This is a genomic window from Thiomicrospira microaerophila (genome assembly GCF_023278225.1).
GTDB classification, from domain to species: domain Bacteria; phylum Pseudomonadota; class Gammaproteobacteria; order Thiomicrospirales; family Thiomicrospiraceae; genus Thiomicrospira; species Thiomicrospira microaerophila_A.
Genome location: NZ_CP070959.1, coordinates 1,308,167 through 1,328,029, shown reverse-complemented (window position 1 = coordinate 1,328,029; position 19,863 = coordinate 1,308,167). Strand labels below are relative to the sequence as shown.

The 19,863-nt window shown below is 45.6% G+C and carries 14 protein-coding genes; 9 read left to right on the top strand and 5 right to left on the bottom strand.

The genetic code is table 11. The features are described from left to right. Positions 1-49: 49 nt before the first annotated feature. Positions 50-943 (top strand): site-specific tyrosine recombinase XerD, encoded by an 894-nt coding sequence (gene xerD, locus JX580_RS06475; RefSeq protein ID WP_248849742.1) that lies wholly within the window; start codon positions 50-52, stop codon positions 941-943. Between the two features lie 30 nt (positions 944-973). After that, positions 974-1,699 (top strand): DsbC family protein, encoded by a 726-nt coding sequence (locus JX580_RS06470; RefSeq protein ID WP_248849741.1) that lies wholly within the window; start codon positions 974-976, stop codon positions 1,697-1,699. A gap of 67 nt (positions 1,700-1,766) precedes the next feature. Here the strand turns inward: JX580_RS06470 and JX580_RS06465 are convergent, their stop codons facing one another. The 3 genes from JX580_RS06465 to JX580_RS06455 all read right to left on the bottom strand — a co-directional run bounded on the left by JX580_RS06465 (position 1,767) and on the right by JX580_RS06455 (position 7,621). Then, positions 1,767-3,893: a PhoX family protein gene (locus tag JX580_RS06465; protein ID WP_248849740.1), complete on the bottom strand. Its 2,127-nt coding sequence runs from the start codon at positions 3,891-3,893 to the stop codon at positions 1,767-1,769. A 271-nt stretch (positions 3,894-4,164) separates the two neighbouring features. Then, positions 4,165-4,875 (bottom strand): TIGR04211 family SH3 domain-containing protein, encoded by a 711-nt coding sequence (locus JX580_RS06460; RefSeq protein WP_248849739.1) that lies wholly within the window; start codon positions 4,873-4,875, stop codon positions 4,165-4,167. Then, entirely contained in the window at positions 4,853-7,621 is a 2,769-nt protein-coding gene (locus JX580_RS06455) for a valine--tRNA ligase (RefSeq protein ID WP_248849738.1), read from the bottom strand. The genes JX580_RS06460 and JX580_RS06455 overlap by 23 nt, the downstream gene beginning before the upstream one ends. Before the next feature lie 170 nt (positions 7,622-7,791). Between JX580_RS06455 and grpE the strand changes: the two genes are divergently transcribed. The 4 genes from grpE (at position 7,792) to dapB (ending at position 12,516) form a co-directional block, all read left to right on the top strand. Further along, positions 7,792-8,370, top strand: a complete 579-nt coding sequence (grpE, locus tag JX580_RS06450; RefSeq protein ID WP_283103571.1) for a nucleotide exchange factor GrpE — start codon at positions 7,792-7,794, stop codon at positions 8,368-8,370. Between the two features lie 105 nt (positions 8,371-8,475). Continuing rightward, complete coding sequence (dnaK, locus tag JX580_RS06445) at positions 8,476-10,392, top strand: molecular chaperone DnaK (RefSeq protein WP_248849736.1); 1,917 nt, start codon at positions 8,476-8,478, stop codon at positions 10,390-10,392. Positions 10,393-10,519: 127 nt separating this feature from the next. Beyond that, positions 10,520-11,686 carry a molecular chaperone DnaJ gene (gene dnaJ, locus JX580_RS06440; protein WP_248849735.1) on the top strand — a complete coding sequence of 389 codons (1,167 nt, stop codon included), beginning with the start codon at positions 10,520-10,522 and terminating at the stop codon, positions 11,684-11,686. 17 nt (positions 11,687-11,703) lie between these two features. Next, positions 11,704-12,516 (top strand): 4-hydroxy-tetrahydrodipicolinate reductase, encoded by an 813-nt coding sequence (dapB, locus tag JX580_RS06435; protein WP_248849734.1) that lies wholly within the window; start codon positions 11,704-11,706, stop codon positions 12,514-12,516. Positions 12,517-12,749: 233 nt separating this feature from the next. On the opposite strand, the gene JX580_RS06430 is transcribed toward dapB, so the two are convergent. Then, positions 12,750-13,094, bottom strand: coding sequence for a HopJ type III effector protein (locus JX580_RS06430; protein WP_248849733.1), 345 nt, complete (start codon positions 13,092-13,094; stop codon positions 12,750-12,752). A 119-nt stretch (positions 13,095-13,213) separates the two neighbouring features. Further along, complete coding sequence (locus tag JX580_RS06425; RefSeq protein ID WP_248849732.1) at positions 13,214-14,497, bottom strand: FGGY-family carbohydrate kinase; 1,284 nt, start codon at positions 14,495-14,497, stop codon at positions 13,214-13,216. Positions 14,498-14,624: 127 nt separating this feature from the next. Between JX580_RS06425 and JX580_RS06420 the strand changes: the two genes are divergently transcribed. The 3 genes from JX580_RS06420 to JX580_RS06410 are packed head-to-tail and all read left to right on the top strand — an operon-like array spanning position 14,625 to position 19,855. Further along, positions 14,625-15,452, top strand: a complete 828-nt coding sequence (locus tag JX580_RS06420) for a GGDEF domain-containing protein (RefSeq protein ID WP_248849731.1) — start codon at positions 14,625-14,627, stop codon at positions 15,450-15,452. A 3-nt stretch (positions 15,453-15,455) separates the two neighbouring features. Further along, positions 15,456-18,938: a chromosome segregation protein SMC gene (gene smc / locus JX580_RS06415; protein WP_248849730.1), complete on the top strand. Its 3,483-nt coding sequence runs from the start codon at positions 15,456-15,458 to the stop codon at positions 18,936-18,938. Between the two features lie 5 nt (positions 18,939-18,943). Next, the gene (locus JX580_RS06410; protein WP_248849729.1) at positions 18,944-19,855 is read left to right on the top strand and encodes a cell division protein ZipA C-terminal FtsZ-binding domain-containing protein; all 912 of its coding nucleotides are present in this window, start codon (positions 18,944-18,946) and stop codon (positions 19,853-19,855) included. Positions 19,856-19,863 lie beyond the last annotated feature (8 nt).

The window sequence follows — 19,863 nt, the reverse complement described above, 5'->3', positions numbered from 1 at the left end:
TGAGTTTTAACCCCGCGAATGCGGGGTTTTTATTTCGTAGGTTAAGCTGATGCCATTTATTCAAGCACTTGAAAATTTTTTAATACATCTCTATTTGTCTGAAGGTCTCAGTGCTAATACGCGCTCGGCTTATAAGACAGACCTAAAACAATTTGCAGTTTATTTGGGGGGCTTGGAGAACCAGGCCTGGTTAAGTCTTGGAAGGGAAGATCTTCAGCTTTTTTTAACGACGCTTCAACAACAAAAGCGTTCAGACCGTTCTATGGCAAGGATGATGTCATCACTGAAACGCTTTTATGGCTTTGCGCTAGAGCAGGCGTGGTTGTCGATTAATCCTTGCGACCTGATCAAATCCCCTAGGGTGACGGCAGCTATTCCGAATGTATTGTCGGAACAAAGCATTCTAGATTTAATCAATGCCCCAGATACCCAAACAGATTTAGGTCTGCGCGATCGGGCAATACTAGAGTTGATGTATGCGACGGGTTTGAGGGTGTCCGAAGTGGTGAACCTTCCCTTGACACAAATGAATTTATCAGCAGGCCTGGTTATGGTGACAGGTAAGGGAAATAAGGAAAGAATTGTGCCTTTAGGTGAGCATGCGACCGACTGGCTGTCTCGTTATTTAAGGTATTCAAGACCGAATTTAACGGGGGAGAAATGGGTTGAAACTCTATTCGTTTCAAGAATTGGTCGTAGTATGACGCGACAAACCTTATGGCATAGAATACATAATCTTGCGCAAATCGCAGGCATCACTGGTAAACTATCGCCTCACGGTTTACGGCATGCGTTTGCAACTCACTTGATTAATCATGGGGCAGATTTGCGAACGGTGCAGTTGCTGCTAGGTCATAGTGATCTATCGACCACTCAGATATATACTCATGTGGCCAAAGAACGATTAAAAAATCTTCACCAACAGCATCATCCGCGTGGCTAAAATTAACTTTTAAAATTTAACAGGAATAGTATGTTTAGAACACTTCTTAAAACCTTTATACCAGGCCTGGTTGCAGCCAGCCTTAGTGTCAATGCTTTGGCAGATGACACAGTAGCTAAAATTCAACAAAAACTGAATCAGGTTATTCCCACCGCACCCAGTGCAGATATTACCAAGAGTCAAGTAGAAGGGCTTTATCAGGTGGTTTTGGGGCCGAATGTGATTTATATTACAGCAGATGCTAAATACCTATTCAATGGTAATCTGATTGATTTGGATAGCAGGGAAAATTTAACTGAAATCGCAAAAGATCAGGCCCGAGTTAAGGTTTTAGCAGAGATTGATCCACAGAGCATGGTCACCTTTAAAGCGAAGGGAGAAGAAAAACGGACTATTACAGTATTTACCGATATAGACTGTCCTTTCTGTAAGCGTTTTCACAATGAAGTCAAAGCCTTGAATGAAAACGGCATTACCGTGCGTTATCTTGCGTTCCCACGTTCTGGGCCCAATACACCTAGCTATCATAAAATGGTTTCGGTTTGGTGTGATAAAGATCCGGTAAAAGCGATGGATGATGCTAAAAATGGAATGGAAGCTAATAATCAGCGTTGCGAGAATCCGGTGCAAATGCACATGATGTATGCTCAGCAGTTTGGTATTACGGGTACGCCGACGATGATTGTTGATGATGGTTCAATGATTCCCGGCTATGTTGAAGCTAAAGAGTTGATTCCCGCTTTATTGGCACCCTAGAGTTCAGCCAAAACCAACAAAAAACCCAGCATTTGCTGGGTTTTTTGTTTTAAGCTTTCTAGCTGAATTAGCTGCCAATAATGCCGCCATCTTCTTTGGTAATCACAACGCTGGCTGAACGTCCGTAGTTATTGCCACCAAAAGGCCAGTTGCCTTTACCAGCAAGGTTATTCGCACCAAAATCGGATGCCGAAATGGTGGCTCCCGGATGTTGAATGCTGATAAACATACTGGTTTGGTCTGGAGTGGTAATGACGCCGGTAATTTCTTGACCCAGTGGGCCGGTTAAGAAACGACGAACTTCACCGTTATAGGGGTTAGCCGCTAGCATTGCGTTGTTACCCATCATTGAATAAACGGGATTAGTATTCATAACAGATTCACTCTGGTCGGTTTGAATCCAAACGCGACTTTCTTTGTCAATCCATAAGCCGTCCGGAGAGCTAAACATACTGGCATCAGTCATCGGATTTCCCGCTGCATCCGTTCCTTGAGTGACTCCACCTGAGTTATCGCCTGCCATTAAGAAAATATCCCAGGCAAAACGAGTGGCTGTTGGGTCGTTGTTGTTTTCAGTCCAGCGAATAATATGTCCATGCGGATTTGGTCCACGTGGATTGGCTTTATCCGTGTCTTCATTGGTGCGGCTGGTATTATTGGTTAGTGTGAAATAAACTTGACGGGTGTTCGGATCAACTGCGCCCCATTCAGGTCGATCCATTTTGGTTGCACCCACAAGGTCGGCCGCTAGGCGTGTGTTCATAAGCACATCTGCTTGGCTTTGGAAGCAATGACAATCGCGCTCTTCGCCTTGATTGATCGGTTGTGAAACAAGAGGCCCTACTCCGTAAACTAGAGGGAGCCATTCGCCAGTGCCATCATCATTAAACTTAGCGACGTAAAGGGTACCCGAATCCAATAAATGTCCGCCAGCCGTTGCTTTGAAATAAGGTTGTGCTGAAACAAATTTATAGATATATTCATTTCTAGCATCGTCACCAGAGTAAAGGACGATAGGTTCACCCTCATTCGGTGTGTGGAATACAACACCCTCATGGGCAAAACGACCTAGGTGAGTACGCTTGACTGGGGTGCTGTTTGGGTCGAATGGATCTATTTCAACGATCCAGCCAAAACAGTTAGGTTCGTTACGATAATCTTGTTCGGCAGTGGCTGCTTTGGGGGTAACATCAAATCGAGAATAAGCTTCGTTTGGATCTTGGTCCGCCAGTTCCCAGCCATAACGCGATTGCGCACCGGTACCCACACCATAACGTGCTTGTTCACGCGGGCGCTCAGAACCATTTCTAAAATAACCTGCCCAGTTTTCTTCAGCCGCTAAATAGGTATTCCAAGGCGTAACCCCATGAGCACAATTATTAATCGTGCCACGTGTCATGGTGCCATCTGGACTGTATTTGGTTTTAACAAAGTCAGTACCACGAACAGGACCAGAAATCTGCATGGGGGTGAGGGCAGTAATACGGCGATTTCTAAAGTCAGCAACCACTTTCCAGTCACCATTTAGTTGGCGTTGAACGCGGACAACCGAAACACCATGACCGTTCATTTCAGTTAACACTTCATCAGCCACACGGCTTACCTTGCCTTCATTGTTAATATAGGTTGGTACCTGGCTTCTTGTTAGGTTTTGTCCTATCGCTGATGCATGCATATAGCGCGGTTCAACATATTCATGGTTAACAACGAGTAGGCCGTCTGTTGAACTGCCTTCATAAGGATCTTGGCCTTCAATCGGATAGAAATGGGTACCATCATGGTGTGAACCTATAGCGTCCGCTTGTTGAGCTCCTGTAAGAGGAAGATCATAAACTACATCTGGATTGCTAATGGATTGTCCCCAAGGCGCAAGGTATTGCCATTTGTAACCATCAGGAACGACAACCGTATCTAATTCACTAACAGGGATCGCTCTAAAGCCAAGCAGGTTCGGGTTGCTGCCAGTTGACGAGCTTGAGCTTGAAGATTCAAAAACATTACAACCTGATAACCCAGAGCCAAACAAACCTAGCATAGCCGCACTCAACCCACCTTTTAATGCGGCACGACGACTGATACGGCGTTCTAACACATCGCCAAAATGATCGTTTTTAGATAGGTTGCTCAGTGCTTCATCGCCTTCACCATGATCAAAAGCAGGGCCAATTTTCTTATTGTCGATTTTATTGCTCATCGTAAAACTCTCCAGTCTAGTTTTTTAAAATAATACATAACAGGTTATCGCGGATTCAGGTCACTCAACAAATCGGAAAAATGAGTTTATTTAATCAATAAATATCACATTTAAGCTTTTTATATGGTTGTAAGTGATTCGCACGAAGAACGCTATAACAAGGTTTAAAGAGTAAGCCTTGGAGATGACATCAAAATTGAATACAGATGAAGGTTTTTTTAAAAAATAATAAGGAGAGGGGGCTGGTCAGTTCACCAGCCCAATAAGATGATTAAATTTTATCCCAGCTGCCGCGTCGTTGCGGCATTCTGAAAAAACGACCCAGTAATAAACCAAATAACAATACCCCTGCACCGGTTAAAAACCATTGGCGCTTGATGGTATCTTCGGATTTTGCGATTTGTTCACGCATAATAATATTTTGCGACTCTAAATCACTGATCATTTGACGCATTTCTTGGTTACGATTATCTATTTCGACCGCATTTCCAGAAACAAGTTTGAGTTCTTCATAAGCATTATTCAGCTCAAAATGAGCTTGTTTGATCGTTTCCAGCTCTTGCCGGTCATTATCAAACTGAGTTCTAAGCGCGGTATGTTCAGTTTCTAAAGCACGAAACCGTTCAGTTAGTTGATTGTTGCGCTCAAGCTGCTCAGTCAAAAGTGTTCTAGCTGGTGGTTCATTTTGGATTGCGATTTGATGAACCCAACCTGTCCAATCTCGGTTGTTAACGCGGACCTCAACCCGTGACCAAGAACCGGTTGTTTCCAGAATTTTAATCGGCGCTCCGGTTGGTAGCATGCGTTCAATACGATATTCTGCGCCAGCACCTCGTCGCATAGGGACTTCAACACGGTCGCTAATATAGTGGCTGTATCCTTGATCAGCGTGAGCTAGCTTCATGTTTAGCGTTAAGGGTAAACTAAAACACGAAGCCAAACCTAAGGTGACCAAAAGTTTAGAGTTGCTCAATTTTGCCATACTGTTGCTCCAGATTACTTAGGGCGGTTTGAATGTCGTCTAGTTTAGCACGTTCTTTTGCCACCACGGCTTCGGGTGCGCGCGAGACAAAACTTTCATTGCTAAGTTTAGCGTTCAAACGTTCAAATTCGGCTTTGAGTTTGCTGATTTCTTTATCCAAGCGTGCTAACTCCGCATCCTTGTCAATCAGGCCTGCCATCGGAATGAGAATATTCATCTCGCCAACCAGTGACATAGCGGATTCCGGCGCATCGGTTTCATTGGCTAAGACTTCAATCGATTCAAGCTTTGCCAGTGTCATTAAGAACAGACGGTTGTTATCCAACCAGGCCTGGTCTTGCGCCGATACTTTGCTGAGTAGCACAGGCAGGGGCTTGCCCGGTGCAATATCCATTTCCGAACGGATACGCCGCACACCCATAATAAATTGTTTCACCCAGTCCAGTTCGGCTTCGGCAGCCAAGTCAATCTTGCTTTCGTCCGCTTCTGGGTAAGGTTGCAACATGATGGTCTTGCCCTGTTTAGCGGCTAACGGCGCGACCGCTTGCCAAGCTTCTTCGGTAATGTAAGGCATTACCGGATGCAATAAGCGCAACAGGGTTTCTAACACACGCACCAGCGTGCGGCGTGTGCCGCGTTTGGCGGCATCGGATGAATCTTTGTTAAGAATCGGTTTTGACAGCTCTAAATACCAATCGCAGTATTCGTTCCAGGTAAATTCATACAAGAGATTCGCCGCCATATCAAAACGGTATTGTTCAAAATGACGCACCACTTCGGTTTCTAGCGTTTGTAGGCGCGAGACGATCCAACGGTCGGCCAGCGATAACTCAATCGGTTGGCTTTCATCGACCCCGGTATCAAACCCTTGGGTGTTCATTAAGACATAACGGGTGGCGTTCCACAATTTATTGCAGAAGTTGCGATAACCTTCACAGCGATTGAGGTCAAACCGTATATCGCGTCCGGTCGAGGCGAGCGAGGCAAAGGTGAAACGCATCGCATCGGTGCCAAATGCCGGAATACCGTCGGCAAATTGTTTGCGGGTGTCTTTTTCAATTTTGGCGGCTTTTTCCGGTTGCATCATGCCGTAGGTGCGTTTATTTACCAGGCTTTCCAAATCAATGCCGTCAATCAAGTCAATCGGGTCGAGCACATTGCCTTTCGACTTGGACATTTTTTGCCCTTCGGCATCGCGCACCAAACCATGCACATAAACTTGTTTAAACGGCACTTGGCCGGTGAATTTAAGGGTCATCATAATCATCCGCGCGACCCAGAAGAAAATAATGTCGAAGCCGGTTACCAATACCGAAGTCGGGTGGAATTTTTCCAGTTCCGGCGTTTGCTCCGGCCAGCCGAGGGTCGAAAACGTCCATAACGCCGAACTGAACCAGGTATCAAGCACATCATCATCCTGATGTAACGGGCGATCACCCAAATTATGTTTGGCACGCACTTCGGCTTCATCACGACCAACATACACACCGCCTTGGTCGTCGTACCAAGCCGGAATACGGTGTCCCCACCAGATTTGGCGCGAAATACACCAGTCTTGAATATTGTTCATCCATTCAAAATAGGTGTTTTCCCAGTTTTTCGGCACAAATTCGATGTCACCGTTTTTCACCGCGTCAATCGCCGGTTTCGCCAGTTCTTGCACCGCAACATACCATTGGTCAGTCAGCATCGGCTCGATCACCGCATGAGTACGGTCGCCGCGTGGCACCATCAGCTTATGCGGCTCAATTTTTTCGACGAGATCCAGCGCTTCCAAATCGGCGACGATTTGTTTACGTGCTTCGTAACGGTCGAGGCCTTGATATTTTCCCGGTGCTTCTTCGTTAATCGCTGCGTCTTTGGTGAAGACATTTAACATCGGCAGGTTATGACGTTTGCCCATTTCATAGTCGTTAAAGTCGTGCGCCGGGGTGATTTTGACGCAACCGGTTCCAAATGCCGGATCAACATAGTCATCGGCGATAATCGGAATCTCACGCCCAACTAACGGCAAAGTAATAGTTTGGCCGATCAGGTGTTTATAACGCTCGTCTTCAGGATGCACAGCCACTGCTTGGTCGCCCAGCATGGTTTCAGGGCGGGTTGTGGCTACTACTAAGTGACCGTTACCGTTGGTGAGCGGATAACGCAAATGCCACATATTGCCTTGTTCTTCTTCGGAAATAACTTCCAAGTCTGACACGGCGGTGTGGAGCACCGGGTCCCAGTTGACCAAACGTTTGCCGCGATAAATCAGGCCTTCTTCATGCAAGCGCACAAATACTTCCTTCACCGCGTTGGATAAGCCGTCGTCCATGGTAAAGCGTTCACGGCTCCAGTCAGGCGAGGCACCCAAGCGGCGCAATTGTTGGGTGATAGTGCCGCCGGATTCGGCTTTCCATTTCCAGATTTCATCAATAAACTTGTCGCGGCCTAGATCATGGCGACTCAAGCCTTTGGCGGCCAATTGGCGCTCAACCACCATTTGGGTGGCGATACCGGCGTGATCGGTGCCCGGTTGCCACAGGGTCGGTTTGCCTTGCATACGATTGAGGCGAATCAGGGTATCCATAATCGTGTCTTGGAAGGCATGTCCCATGTGCAAACTGCCGGTCACGTTCGGCGGCGGAATCATAATGCAGTAGGGGGCTTTGTCTGAGTCGGTATTGGGTGAGAAATAACCGGCGTTTTCCCAAGTTTGATACCACTTGGCTTCAATCGTTGTTGGGTCGAAATGTTTATCCATAAGGTTCTTTGCTATTAAGTGATGATTAAATTTCGACAATTATAACAAGCTGACTTCAATTGGTGGAGTTTATCCCGCAGCGATTAGTGTTAAATTTATTTTGTATGATCACTTGAAACTGGCTTCAATCAGCCCCATCAATTAGACAAACACTATGTAACTTACAAAAATTGGAGCATAAACTTATGTCTGAACAGAACAATCAAAAGCAGGATGATCAGCTTGATTCGGTTGATATTGAGCAAGCCTCAGAGCAAACTTTAGAGCAGGCCGAAGAGGTTGTTGAGCAGGATGTTCATCAATTGTTGGAAGAAGCGCGTCAACAAGCTTCTCAGCATTGGGATTCATTATTGCGCGTTCAGGCAGATATGGAAAACCTGCGTCGCCGCACACGTATCGATATTGAAAATGCCCACAAATTTGGCATAGAAAAGTTAATTAACGCCTTAGTTCCTGTGGCGGATAGCTTGGAGCTGGGTTTGGATGCAGCGAATAAGCCTGAGGCATCGGTTGATTCAATTCGTGAAGGTTTGGATATGACTTTTAAGCAGCTGTTAGATGTTCTGGCGGACTTTAATGTAGAACGCATCAACCCTGAAGGCGAAAAGTTTGATCCGCAAAAGCATGAAGCCATGACAATGATTCCATCACCTAATCATGAAACCAATGCGGTTGTTGAAGTTTTCCAAAAGGGTTATGCACTAAATGATCGTTTAATTCGCCCTGCAAGGGTTATCGTAGCGCAATAGTCCAAAATACATAAAAAAATTTTAATAGATGGTTGAAATAAAGAAATTAGCACCTATTAAACATAACAAGTTAAACAGATTTTTAAAAATATTGGAGAAAAACAAATGGCAAAGATTATTGGTATCGACCTAGGCACCACCAACTCATGTGTGGCGGTAATGGAAGGCAAAGACGTTAAGGTTATTCCAAACGCAGAAGGTGCACGTACCACACCTTCAATCGTGGCTTACACCAGTGATGGCGAAGTTTTGGTTGGCGACTCTGCTAAGCGTCAGGCGGTAACGAATCCAAAAAACACCTTGTTTGCAATCAAGCGTTTGATTGGTCGTCGTTTTGAAGACAAGGAAGTGAAAAAAGATATCGGCATGGTGCCTTACACAATTGTGGGTGCAGACAATGGTGATGCTTGGGTGGATGTTGATGGCAAAAAAATGTCGCCGCAAGAAGTATCTGCGCGTACCTTACAAAAAATGAAAAAAACCGCCGAAGATTATCTTGGCCATGAAGTGACCGAAGCGGTTATTACGGTTCCGGCTTATTTTAACGATGCGCAACGTCAAGCGACCAAAGATGCCGGTAAGATTGCAGGCCTTGAAGTTAAACGTATTATCAACGAGCCTACTGCGGCGGCTTTGGCTTACGGTATGGACAAGGCGAAGGGCGACAGCAAAATTGCCGTCTATGACCTAGGCGGTGGTACGTTCGATATTTCGATTATCGAAGTCGCGGATTTAGATGGCGAAAAGCAAGTTGAAGTGTTATCAACTAACGGTGACACCTTCTTAGGTGGTGAAGACTTTGATAAGCAAATCATGGACTATTTGGTAGCGGAATTCAAAAAAGATCAAGGTGTGGATTTAACCAATGATCCGTTAGCCTTGCAGCGTTTGCGTGAAGCCGCTGAAAAAGCAAAAATTGAATTGTCATCGCGTGAGCAAACCGACATTAACTTGCCATATATCACCGCCGATGCGACCGGGCCTAAGCACATGAATATTAAAATCACCCGTGCGAAGTTTGAGTCATTGGTAGAAGAGTTAGTGGCGCGTTCGATTGAGCCTTGTAAGATTGCATTAAAAGATGCCGGTCTGTCAGCCTCTGAAATTGATGATGTTATTTTGGTTGGGGGTTCAACCCGTGTGCCAATGGTGCAAGCACGTGTAAAAGAATTTTTTGGCAAAGAGCCTCGTCGTGATGTTAACCCGGATGAAGCGGTGGCAATGGGGGCCGCGATTCAGGGTGGTGTTTTGTCTGGTGATGTGAAAGATGTGTTGTTGTTGGACGTATCGCCTCTGTCTTTGGGTATCGAAACCATGGGCGGCGTAATGACTAAACTGATTGAGAAAAACACCACGATTCCGACACGTAAGTCGCAGGTATTCTCAACCGCTGAAGACAACCAAACAGCGGTAACGATTCACGTATTGCAAGGTGAACGTGAAATGTCATCAGGCAACAAATCGTTAGGCCAGTTTAATTTGGAAGATATTCCACCGGCACAGCGTGGTATGCCGCAAATTGAAGTGACGTTTGACATTGATGCTAATGGTATCTTGAATGTGTCAGCGAAAGACAAGGCGACGGGTAAAGAGCAAAACATTACGATTAAAGCTTCTTCAGGTTTAACCGATGAAGAAGTTGAGCGTATGGTGAAGGATGCCGAAGCCCATGCGGAAGAAGACCGCAAAATGAAAGAACTGGTTGAAACGCGTAACCAGGCGGACGCGATGATTCACGCAACGCGTAAAGCGATGGCCGATGCCGGTGATGAGCTTGATGCTTCTGAGAAAGACGCGATTGAAGCGGCAATCAAAGATGTTGAAGAAGCGATGAAAGGCGATGATAAGGCGAAGATTGAAGAAAAAGTTCAAGCTTTAGCGGCCGCATCACAAAAAATGACTGAAAAAATGATGGCGAAGCAACAACAAGGCGCTAACGAATCTACCTCACAAGGTGACAAGAACGCGAATGACGATATTGTTGATGCGGAGTTTGAAGAAGTGGATGATAACAAGAAGTAATTTCTAGTTATCATCTTGAGCGGCTTAATGTTATATTGAGCCGCTTTTTTATTAATGCCAAAAAGTTCGGATAAACAACCAGGGCTGGTTAGTTATCCGAGTTTTTTAAGGATAAATGTGTCGAATTATGAGCAAACGTGATTATTACGAAATACTCTCGGTAGCCAAAACCGCTTCTGAGGCCGAAATTAAAAAAGCCTATCGTAAACTGGCGATGAAGTTCCATCCGGATAGAAACCCCGATGATCCGGATGCGGACCATAAGTTTAAGGAAGCGACCGAAGCTTACGAAGTCTTGTCGGATGCCAAAAAACGGGCGGCTTATGATCAGTTTGGTCATGCCGGGGTTGATGGTTCGCAAGGCGGTTTCAGTGGTGGTGGCGGCTTTGGCGATGCATTCGGTGATATCTTTGGCGACATCTTCGGGGGTGGTTTTGGTCGTCGTGGCCCACAGGCCGGTGATGACATGCAGTATGATCTTGAAATTTCACTTGAAGATGCGGTGAATGGAGCGGAAGTCGATATTCGTATTCCGCGCCAAGAAGACTGTGACGCCTGTCATGGTTCGGGCGCAGAACCCGGCACTTCAGCACAAACCTGTCCGACCTGTGGTGGAGAGGGTCAAGTCAGAATTCAGCAAGGTTTTTTCTCGGTGGCGCGCACCTGTCCGACCTGTCATGGTCGTGGAAAAATTATCAAATCACCCTGTAAAAAGTGTAATGGTCGTGGTACGGTCACCAAGCATAAAACCCTGTCGGTAAAAATTCCGGCCGGAGTCGATAATGGTGATCGTATTCGTCTGCAAGGTGAAGGTGGCATGGGTGAGCCAGGCGCGCCGCGTGGCAATTTATATGTTCGCATGCGGGTCAAGTCACATCCTATTTTTGAACGAGATGGCGATACGTTGTTCTGTGAGTTTCCGGTATCTTTTGTCACAGCAACGCTGGGAGGCGAAATTGAAGTGCCAACCCTAAATGGCAAAGCACGTTTAAAAATTCCGGCTGGCACTCAGTCGGGTCAACGCTTCAAGTTGTCCGGTAAAGGCGTCAAGTCGGTGCGCTCTTCACGGGTAGGTGATTTGATTTGTCAGGTGAATATTGAAACGCCGGTGAATTTGACTAACGAGCAGAAGGATTTGTTAAAAGCGTTTGATGAAAGTTTACAAGGTAAGCAAGCCCATCACCACAGCCCCAAATCGCATTCATTTTTTGATACGGTTAAAGCCTTTTTTACAGGAGAAGATGATAAGGCTGATGATAAATCAAAAGATAAAAAAGAGCCGTGGAACTCTTAAATTTTCGGAGAGAAGCTATGACGGAAGGATTACGCATTGGTGTTTTAGGCGCATCGGGAAGAATGGGCAAGCATTTAATTGAGGCCACATTCAATACACCAGGCCTGGTACTGGGTGCGGCGATTGAACGACCCGGTTCAAGCTTAACGGGGGCGGACGCCGGTGAATTAGCCGGTGTAGGTGCATTGGGGGTAAAAGTCGTCGATAACCTTGCTGAGGTGCTGGAAGATTTTGATGTACTGATTGACTTTACCCGCCCTGAGGTCACGCTGCAGGCATTGGCATTATGTGTGCAGGCTAATAGGTCGATCGTGATTGGTACAACCGGTTTTGATTCAGCAGGCCTGGCAGCGATTGACGAGGCGGCGACTAAAATTCCGGTGGTATTCGCACCGAATATGAGCGTGGGTGTGACCTTAACCTTAAAGTTGCTAAAAATGGCGGCAGAAGTGCTTAATGAAGGATTTGATATTGAAGTCGTTGAAGCGCATCATCGTCATAAGATTGATGCGCCCTCCGGCACTGCTTTACGTATGGCCGAAGTAGTAGCTGACACGCTGGGGCGAGATCTTAAAACCTGTGCAGTCTATGGTCGTGAGGGTAATACAGGCGAGCGTGACCCTAATACGATTGGTTTTGCAACCGTTCGTGCCGGAGATATTGTCGGTGACCATACCGTGATGTTTGCCGGAATTGGGGAGCGTGTTGAAATTACGCATAAGGCATCCAGTCGTATGACCTTTGCGAATGGTGCAGTGCGCGCCTGTCAATGGTTGAGCGCTAAACCTAATGGCCTGTATGACATGCAAGATGTTTTGGGCTTGCGTTGATTGAGTAGCTAAAAATGAATAGATAAAAAAACCGGCGCAAGAGCCGGTTTTTTTACAGCCATTAAACCCGAATATTTCACAAATTTGCACCGACCTTGCTTGCTCCTTGATTCCACAAGAAATATTTTCTCAGTCGGCCGTAATCATGGATACGGCGCTTCTTCGAAAGTTTCCTTGTGAAACCAATGCACTGCGCAATCTCAGCACAAATTCATGAAACATTCGGGTTATCCCTAAGCTGATTTAAGCGTTAAAGCCTGTCCCTCAAATTCAATCCCTTTCCAGCCAAACCGGATAAAGTTACGAATGTTTTGATGGTCATCACCCTGCGGGTTTTTGAGGACGTCTATCAGGTAAAAATCGCCAAAGGCATTCAGGGTCGCTTGTTCGGTCAAGTTGTTTAACTTCGCAAAACTAAATATCTTACAAGATCCGTTATTGGTATTCGTTTGATTATAGGTTTCGCCATTCTTGAACCCACATGGAGTAAAGTTATATTCGGCATCAATTGTGGCGATAACGGTTTTAAAATCAACCGGTGCCTGGTTAAGTTGTTGAATAAGTGCTTGAATTGTCATTTATTTATGCTTCCGAATTGATCGAGACTTTACATGAGTCAGCTTACACAAGAAAAAAGTGAGTGCATTCTAGCCCGAATATTTCAAAAAATTGTTGTTAATAACAAGTGTAAAGGCCTCTATATTAATCGAGTCACGCCAAATGCAGCGGACTGGCTTATCGGGGTCATGAGTTTAGCGGTTAAGCGTTGCGCGCGCAAGTCTGACCAGGCCTGGTTTTGACTGCCGCCGCCTACACCAAACAGTCGTTTTACTTTGGGAGCACCCAGTTGCTCAAGTTTTTGATAGGCTTTAACCTCAATGTCGACCAAGCCTTCAATTAAAGCCTGTAACAGGATGGGGGCGGGTTGTTTCTCTGGAATAATCGGTTTGAAATCGGGGTTGGCAATAGGAAACCTTTCTCCGGGTCGAATTAAGGGGTAGCAGGGCAGTCCGGTTGCTTTGCTTAGGTCGAGCTTGGGTATCAATGATTTGATTTGCTCAAGCGAAAAGTAATGCAAAAGAACGGCTCCACCTGCATTTGAAGCCCCACCTATTAACCACTGATGCTTCAGTTTATGGCTGTAGATGCCATAATCACTGGCAAATATAGGCGTGTCGCTAAGGAGTTTAATCGCCAGGGTTGAGCCGAGTGCGGTAACCGCATCACCCAACCGGGACGCGCCAGAGGCAAGAAAGGCAGCAATACTATCGGTAGTGCCGGCGTGCACTTGGCAATCTGGAGTAAACCCCCATTGTTTGATCAATTGTGGGCTTACAAAACCGATCGGACTTCCAGGGGAAACAGCGTTGGGCAGCGGATAGGGCATCTTATCTCGAACTATAGAAGGCCAGGCCTGGTTAATCGAGTCATAACCTAGTTTAAGCAGGTTGTTTTCATCGGTTGCAGTAAACTGGCCACATAGTTGAAAATTAAGCCAATCTATTTGGTGTAGGAGCCGCAGATGATTCTTACCGTAGGCTTGCGCAAGCCATAAAGCTTTAGCAAGGCTACTGTTCGCCCCTAATGCACCGGAGTTTTCGGCAAGTTGTTCAGAGAGTAATGCGGCTTGAACTAAAGCACGCTTGTCATCATACATTAATGCCGGGCTGACGGGCTGGCCCTTTGTATCGGTTAACAAAACCGTGGAAGACGTGGCGTCAGCAATAATGTGATGGATCTGTTGACTCCATCCTTGCTCAGCCAATTGATCTAAGCAATTATCCAGCGCCTGCTGCCAAATGCTGGCATCTTGTTGACTGGTTTGCGACTGCTTTTGTGGCATGGGCATTGGAATGCGAATCTCAGTCAAGCTGGTCTCGTTAACCTGAGCGGTTGAAGCGCAAGTGCTGCGTTTAACCACACAAGCACGCAAACCGGATGTGCCCAGATCCAATCCCAAAATGAGGGTGTCTAATTTCACCTGAACTCCTTTAAAATTTATAGCTTATCAGCCGCTGAGCTATTTTATAATGAACGCATTAATTTTAATGGATGATAGGTACATGCCACAAAATTCTTTTGTGAGTCTCTTGAACAAGCGATTAGCCATGGCAATTTTTATCGCGGTCTTGGTAGCGATGCTACTAACAGGACTTTTGTCGGTGTTAATCGTTTGGCTTATGTTGGGTGCCTCGGCTAGCTGGGCTAACTTGCTAAGTTTTGAAGTATCTATCCTAACGATTCCTTTTTTTCTTTTGACGTTTGTATTTATTTTCTTTTTTACCGAGAGGTATTACACCTCACGTTTTATTCGTGATGAGCTGGTTTTACCTCTTAAAGAGTTGGCTCAGCAAATTCATAATTTGCGCTTAGATGGTGAAGCGTCGCTTACTGTCCCCCGCCAAGCTGTGCTAGAAGTGGATGAAATTTATCATGCATTAAAAGGTCATGTCGATCAATTTCAGTCTGTTTATGATAAGTTTGATGCCTTAATGATTACCGATCACAAAACCGGTTTGTTAAGGCGTAATCATATGGATGCCTGTATTCGACAGGAGGTTTTTTTAGCTGAGCGCTATCAACGTCCATTCTCGATTACGTTGGTTCATTTGACCCAAGCTAAAATGCCGGGCAAAACTGAGGATGAAGCGCTTGTGTTCTTTACCGCGCACTTACGTGAAGGGACACGTAAGGCAGACAGCGTGTTTTATATTAACGATAAATTGTTTGTTATCGTGTCTCCTGAAACCGATGCGCCTGGTGCTTCGGCCTTAAGTCGTAGCTTGGTTGAGCGCTTTGAACAACATGATAGCCTAGCAACACAGCATTTTAAGTATGCGCTAGCCCACGCAACCTATGGAGAAGACGATGGTTTGAACTACAAAGACTTAATTGCTACCGCTAAAAAACGTTTGCAAAAAGCTTTGAAGATATAGCGGATGCGATTAAAGTTAATAAAAATTGCCGGCTTTAAGTCGTTTGTTGAGCCCACTAAACTGGTGCTTGCCAGTGAGCTTGTAGGCGTTGTTGGACCCAATGGTTGTGGAAAATCGAATACCCTCGATGCAGTGCGTTGGGTGATGGGCGAGAGTTCAGCTCGTGAGCTGCGTGGCGGTGACATGAATGATGTGCTGTTTAATGGCAGCGACAAGCGTAAGGCGGTCAGCCAGTGTTCAGTTGAGCTGGTTTTTGACAATGAATCGGGCCAGGCATCGGGTGCTTACGCCAGCTATAGCGAAATTTCTGTTAAGCGCGTACATCACCGAGAGGAGGGCACGCGCTACTTCCTCAATCAGCAACCTTGTCGTCGTCGTGACATTATTGACCTTTTTAATGGAACGGGGCTTGGGCCACGTAGCTATGCGCTGATTGGTCAGGGGAACATTAGCCGAATTATTGAGGCCAAACCTGAGGACATGCGGATTTATCTAGAAGAGGTGGCAGGGATTGGTCCCTATCGTTCGCGTCGAAAAGAAACCCTGATTCGCTTGACGCGAACTCGAGAAAACTTAGCACAATTAAATGTATTGCAAGAAGCACTGAACGAGCAGCAAAACCATTTGGCTATTCAAGCTGAAAAAGCGCTGGATTATCGTCAGGCGCGTCAACGACAGCAGGCTTTGGAAAAAACCCTTTATTACTTGCAATGGCATCGTTTGCATCAACAGCAAACCCGAACTCAGTCAGATTTAAGACTAGCAGAACGTCATTTTGCTGAATCGAAAGCCCAGTGGGATCAGGCGCAAAAGGCTTGGTTATTATTACGCCAACAACAAGCAGGCCTGGTTAAAGAACTGGAGGCCTGCGAGACAGGGTTTCACCAGTTAGACAAGCAGGTTGAGAAGCTTGAACAACAGCATTTATTTAGTGATAAACAAAGTCAACAGTGGTTAGACCAGCAAACACTTAATCTACAACAAACCGAAATGCACCAAAGTCAATTGACAGCTTTGCGTCAGCAACAAGATGATTTGATGTTGGAGTTGGAAGCTATCGATGAACAAAGAGATCAAACCCAAGATCAAACTGAGATTTTACTTTCTCGCTGGGAGGGGTTGAGTTCAGAAAAAACCAAGCAGGAGCAGGCTTTACAGCAAGTTCAACAGCTTGCACTTCAACTTGAACAGCGATTTAAGCAGGTTCAACAGCAATTACAATCATTGACACAAACGCAAACTCATTTAACAGAACAGCGACAGCTTATTGAACAGCATAGCGCTTCGCCCCAATCTGATCATCAAGCCGAACGCTTATTGGAACTGGGTGCGCAATACCAAACAGCGAACACGAGTCTTTTAGATTGTCAGCAACGCCTAGCGGATTTAGAGCAAACTATTCAGCAAGGGCGGCAGAACTTGAATCGCTTGGCTGAGTCACGTGACACCATCTTGAGCCAGCAGGCAGAATATCGAGCTGAATATCAAGCCTTATCACGACTTCAGTCAAGTCTGGTCTCAAACAGTGAAACGAAAGATCAGCCAGCTTTAGCGGATGCTCAGCCCCTAATCGAACAACTTCAGGTTGATGATGAATGGCAGCTTGCGGTTGAGGCCTGGTTAGGGGCTAGGTTACAGGGTGTGTTGCTTCCATCACCTCGACTTTGGGATAGTTTGCAATGGCCTGAAAATTGGTGTTTGGTTGGTTGGAACCCACCTGACTTTGAGGTGCATCCTCAGAGTTTAGCTGCTCAAATTCAACAGCCTAGTTTAATTCGTTACCTGGCCGCAGAATTATTTGTGCGTGACGAAAGCCTGTCAATCGAGCAGCAATTGGTCGAATTGGATGTACTGGGTTACCACCAGGCCTGGTTAATCGATAAAAGCGGTAGACTTTTTTCAAAGTATCTCTGCTGGCCTCCGTTAAGGTCTAATTTAACTGGAAGCTTAGAGCGTCAAAATAGAATTTCATTTTTAGACAATGAAATAAATAACTTGGATAGTAAACTTAAAATTGCATATGAAGAGTTTCAACAGGCAAAAGCAGCCGTGTTAGAGTTAGAAGTCGAATTGTCGTCACAACTTGAAAAACAATACCAGCAACAGCGCCAATTAGATAAACTCACCGATCAAATTGAACATGCTCAAGGCTTGCAGCAGGCCTTGCAGAAACAACAACAAGCGAGTCAACAAACTCTAGATGTATTGATAGCACGTCAGCAAAAGCTCGAACAACAAGCGCTAGACTTGGACGCTGAACTTGAGGCGATCAACGCTGAGCTTGAGCCTTTAGATGATCAAGAAGAAGCGTTAATCCAAAAGCTCAATCAAACGCTAGCCCGTTTGCAGCCGATTGAACGTGAACGTGAGGTTATTTTGCTTCAACAGCAGAGGTTGGACCAACAATATCATCAACAGCAACAACTCAAGCAACAGGTGCATTTTCAGCTGAATCAGTTGCAGCAGCAGCTTAAGCAAGATCAGCTGCAAGCTGATTTGATCGCTCGCCATCTGTCACAAACTGAACCGGTAGATCAGCAGGCTTTGGCAAGTTTGCGGGAACAACGTCAAAAATTAGAAGCAGAGCGCGATGGGTTCAAACAGGTGTTGCTAAAGTTGAATAGTGAACTTGAGCAGGCTGAACAGCAGGCAGAGCAAAGCCAAAAATGGCACCATCAATCTGAACAAAACTTGGTTACACAACAACTGCAGTTGCAGTCGGTTCAGCAGCAGATTCATCAATTGCAGAAAACGGTTGAGAGTGAGGGTTTATCTTTTTATCAATTGGCGCAGTTGCGCTTTGATGAACAGCCACTTGAACAAGTCGAAGCCGAACTTAAACAGGTCAAACTTCATTTAAGTCGTTTAGGTGCGGTCAACATGACTGCGATTGAGGAGTTTGAGCAGGTTAAAATCAAGCTTGATGAGCTTAACCGTCAACTTGAAGACCTGGTTCAGTCGATTGATGTGTTGGAACAAGCGATTGCCCATATCGATCAAGATAGTCGTCAAAGGTTGCTGGAAACATTTGAACAGGTTAACCAAGGGTTTAAACAGCTTTTTCCTCAGTTATTTCGTGGAGGAGAGGCTCAGTTATCCTGGTTGGATCCATCGCAAGACCCGCTTGAAGGCGGCTTAGTCGTGATGGCCCGTCCACCAGGTAAACGTAACAGTCGAATTCAGCTTTTGTCGGGTGGTGAAAAGACCTTATCTGCTTTGGCTTTGATTTTCGCGATCTTTGAACTCAAGCCGGCGCCGTTTTGTATTTTGGATGAAGTTGATGCTCCTTTGGATGATTCTAATGTTATTCGCTTCTGTGGACTAGTCAGAAGCCTATCAGAAAAGGTACAATTCATATTTATTACTCACAATAAGACGACCATGGCTTTAGCTAAGCACTTAGTGGGTGTCACTATGCATGAGCCTGGCGTGTCGCGTTTGGTTAGTGTTGATTTGGATGCGGCCGTTGAAATGATAGGAGATTAGGTTTTATGAATGAGTTACAGCAGGTTTTGCTGGTGTTCGCAGTGATCGTTGTGGTCGGTTTATATTTTTTTAGCCGCCAGCGCAACCAGCGTAATAGATCAGAGGATAGAGAGCAGCCGGTAGCAAAACAGAACCCTACTGATAAACTCAAACAGAAATTTTCTCATGGCTTCTCCGCTTCGTCTGAGCCAAATAGTGAGCAGCCGTCTCCAGCAAAAAACCCTGCAATGGCTGGTAAAACACAAGAGGAACTTGATTTTGAAAGCCGTCAAGCACTGCTTAAATTTGAGGAACCCTTGCCAGAAGTTTATCCATTTGACCCTATCCCTCAAAATACTTATCCGACTGAGCAGGCAAAACCGGTTGAAGCGGTAGCTGATACAACACCTAAGCACAAGGTCATTGAAATTGATGATCTTGAGTGGGTGGAAGATCGTTATCCTTCTTCTTACAAAACACCTAGCCAATCCCATGTTGAGACTAAAGCCACTAGTTCAAAAACCAGTCAACAAGAACCTGAGATTTATGCCATTCTGGTTTTGTTTACACAGGTAGATATGTCAGTGAATAAACTGATGAAACATTTACAAGGCGTGGGTTTGGTTTATGACGAGCGTGGTATTTACGTCAAAAAAGTGAGTAATCGCGTAGTGGTTAAGGTTGCCAATGTGATGGAACCGGGTCTGTTTCCTGCTGAACCTGACGAAACCATGACTACACCGGGTATAGCCTTGATTTTGGAACTGCCCTCGCATATTCCGGCACCCGGAGCCATGGAAGAGTTAATTATGACGTCACGTCGAATTTCTCAAGGGTTAAATGGACGCATGTATGATATGCAACGTCATTTACTTCGTGAATCAGATATTCAAACGATGCGCGAAGCGGCTTTAGATTATGAATCCAAAAAACTCTAGTCATTCTG

Bases quoted from the DNA above. Each gene is read 5' to 3' on its own strand.
- dapB (WP_248849734.1), top strand. From the start codon at position 11,704: ATGACGGAAGGATTACGCATTGGTGTTTTAGGCGCATCGGGAAGAATG.
- JX580_RS06410 (WP_248849729.1), top strand. From the start codon at position 18,944: ATGAATGAGTTACAGCAGGTTTTGCTGGTGTTCGCAGTGATCGTTGTG.
- smc (WP_248849730.1), top strand. From the start codon at position 15,456: ATGCGATTAAAGTTAATAAAAATTGCCGGCTTTAAGTCGTTTGTTGAG.
- JX580_RS06470 (WP_248849741.1), top strand. From the start codon at position 974: ATGTTTAGAACACTTCTTAAAACCTTTATACCAGGCCTGGTTGCAGCC.
- dnaK (WP_248849736.1), top strand. From the start codon at position 8,476: ATGGCAAAGATTATTGGTATCGACCTAGGCACCACCAACTCATGTGTG.
- JX580_RS06465 (WP_248849740.1), bottom strand. From the start codon at position 3,893: ATGAGCAATAAAATCGACAATAAGAAAATTGGCCCTGCTTTTGATCAT.
- JX580_RS06430 (WP_248849733.1), bottom strand. From the start codon at position 13,094: ATGACAATTCAAGCACTTATTCAACAACTTAACCAGGCACCGGTTGAT.
- JX580_RS06455 (WP_248849738.1), bottom strand. From the start codon at position 7,621: ATGGATAAACATTTCGACCCAACAACGATTGAAGCCAAGTGGTATCAA.
- JX580_RS06460 (WP_248849739.1), bottom strand. From the start codon at position 4,875: ATGGCAAAATTGAGCAACTCTAAACTTTTGGTCACCTTAGGTTTGGCT.
- xerD (WP_248849742.1), top strand. From the start codon at position 50: ATGCCATTTATTCAAGCACTTGAAAATTTTTTAATACATCTCTATTTG.
- dnaJ (WP_248849735.1), top strand. From the start codon at position 10,520: ATGAGCAAACGTGATTATTACGAAATACTCTCGGTAGCCAAAACCGCT.
- JX580_RS06420 (WP_248849731.1), top strand. From the start codon at position 14,625: ATGGCAATTTTTATCGCGGTCTTGGTAGCGATGCTACTAACAGGACTT.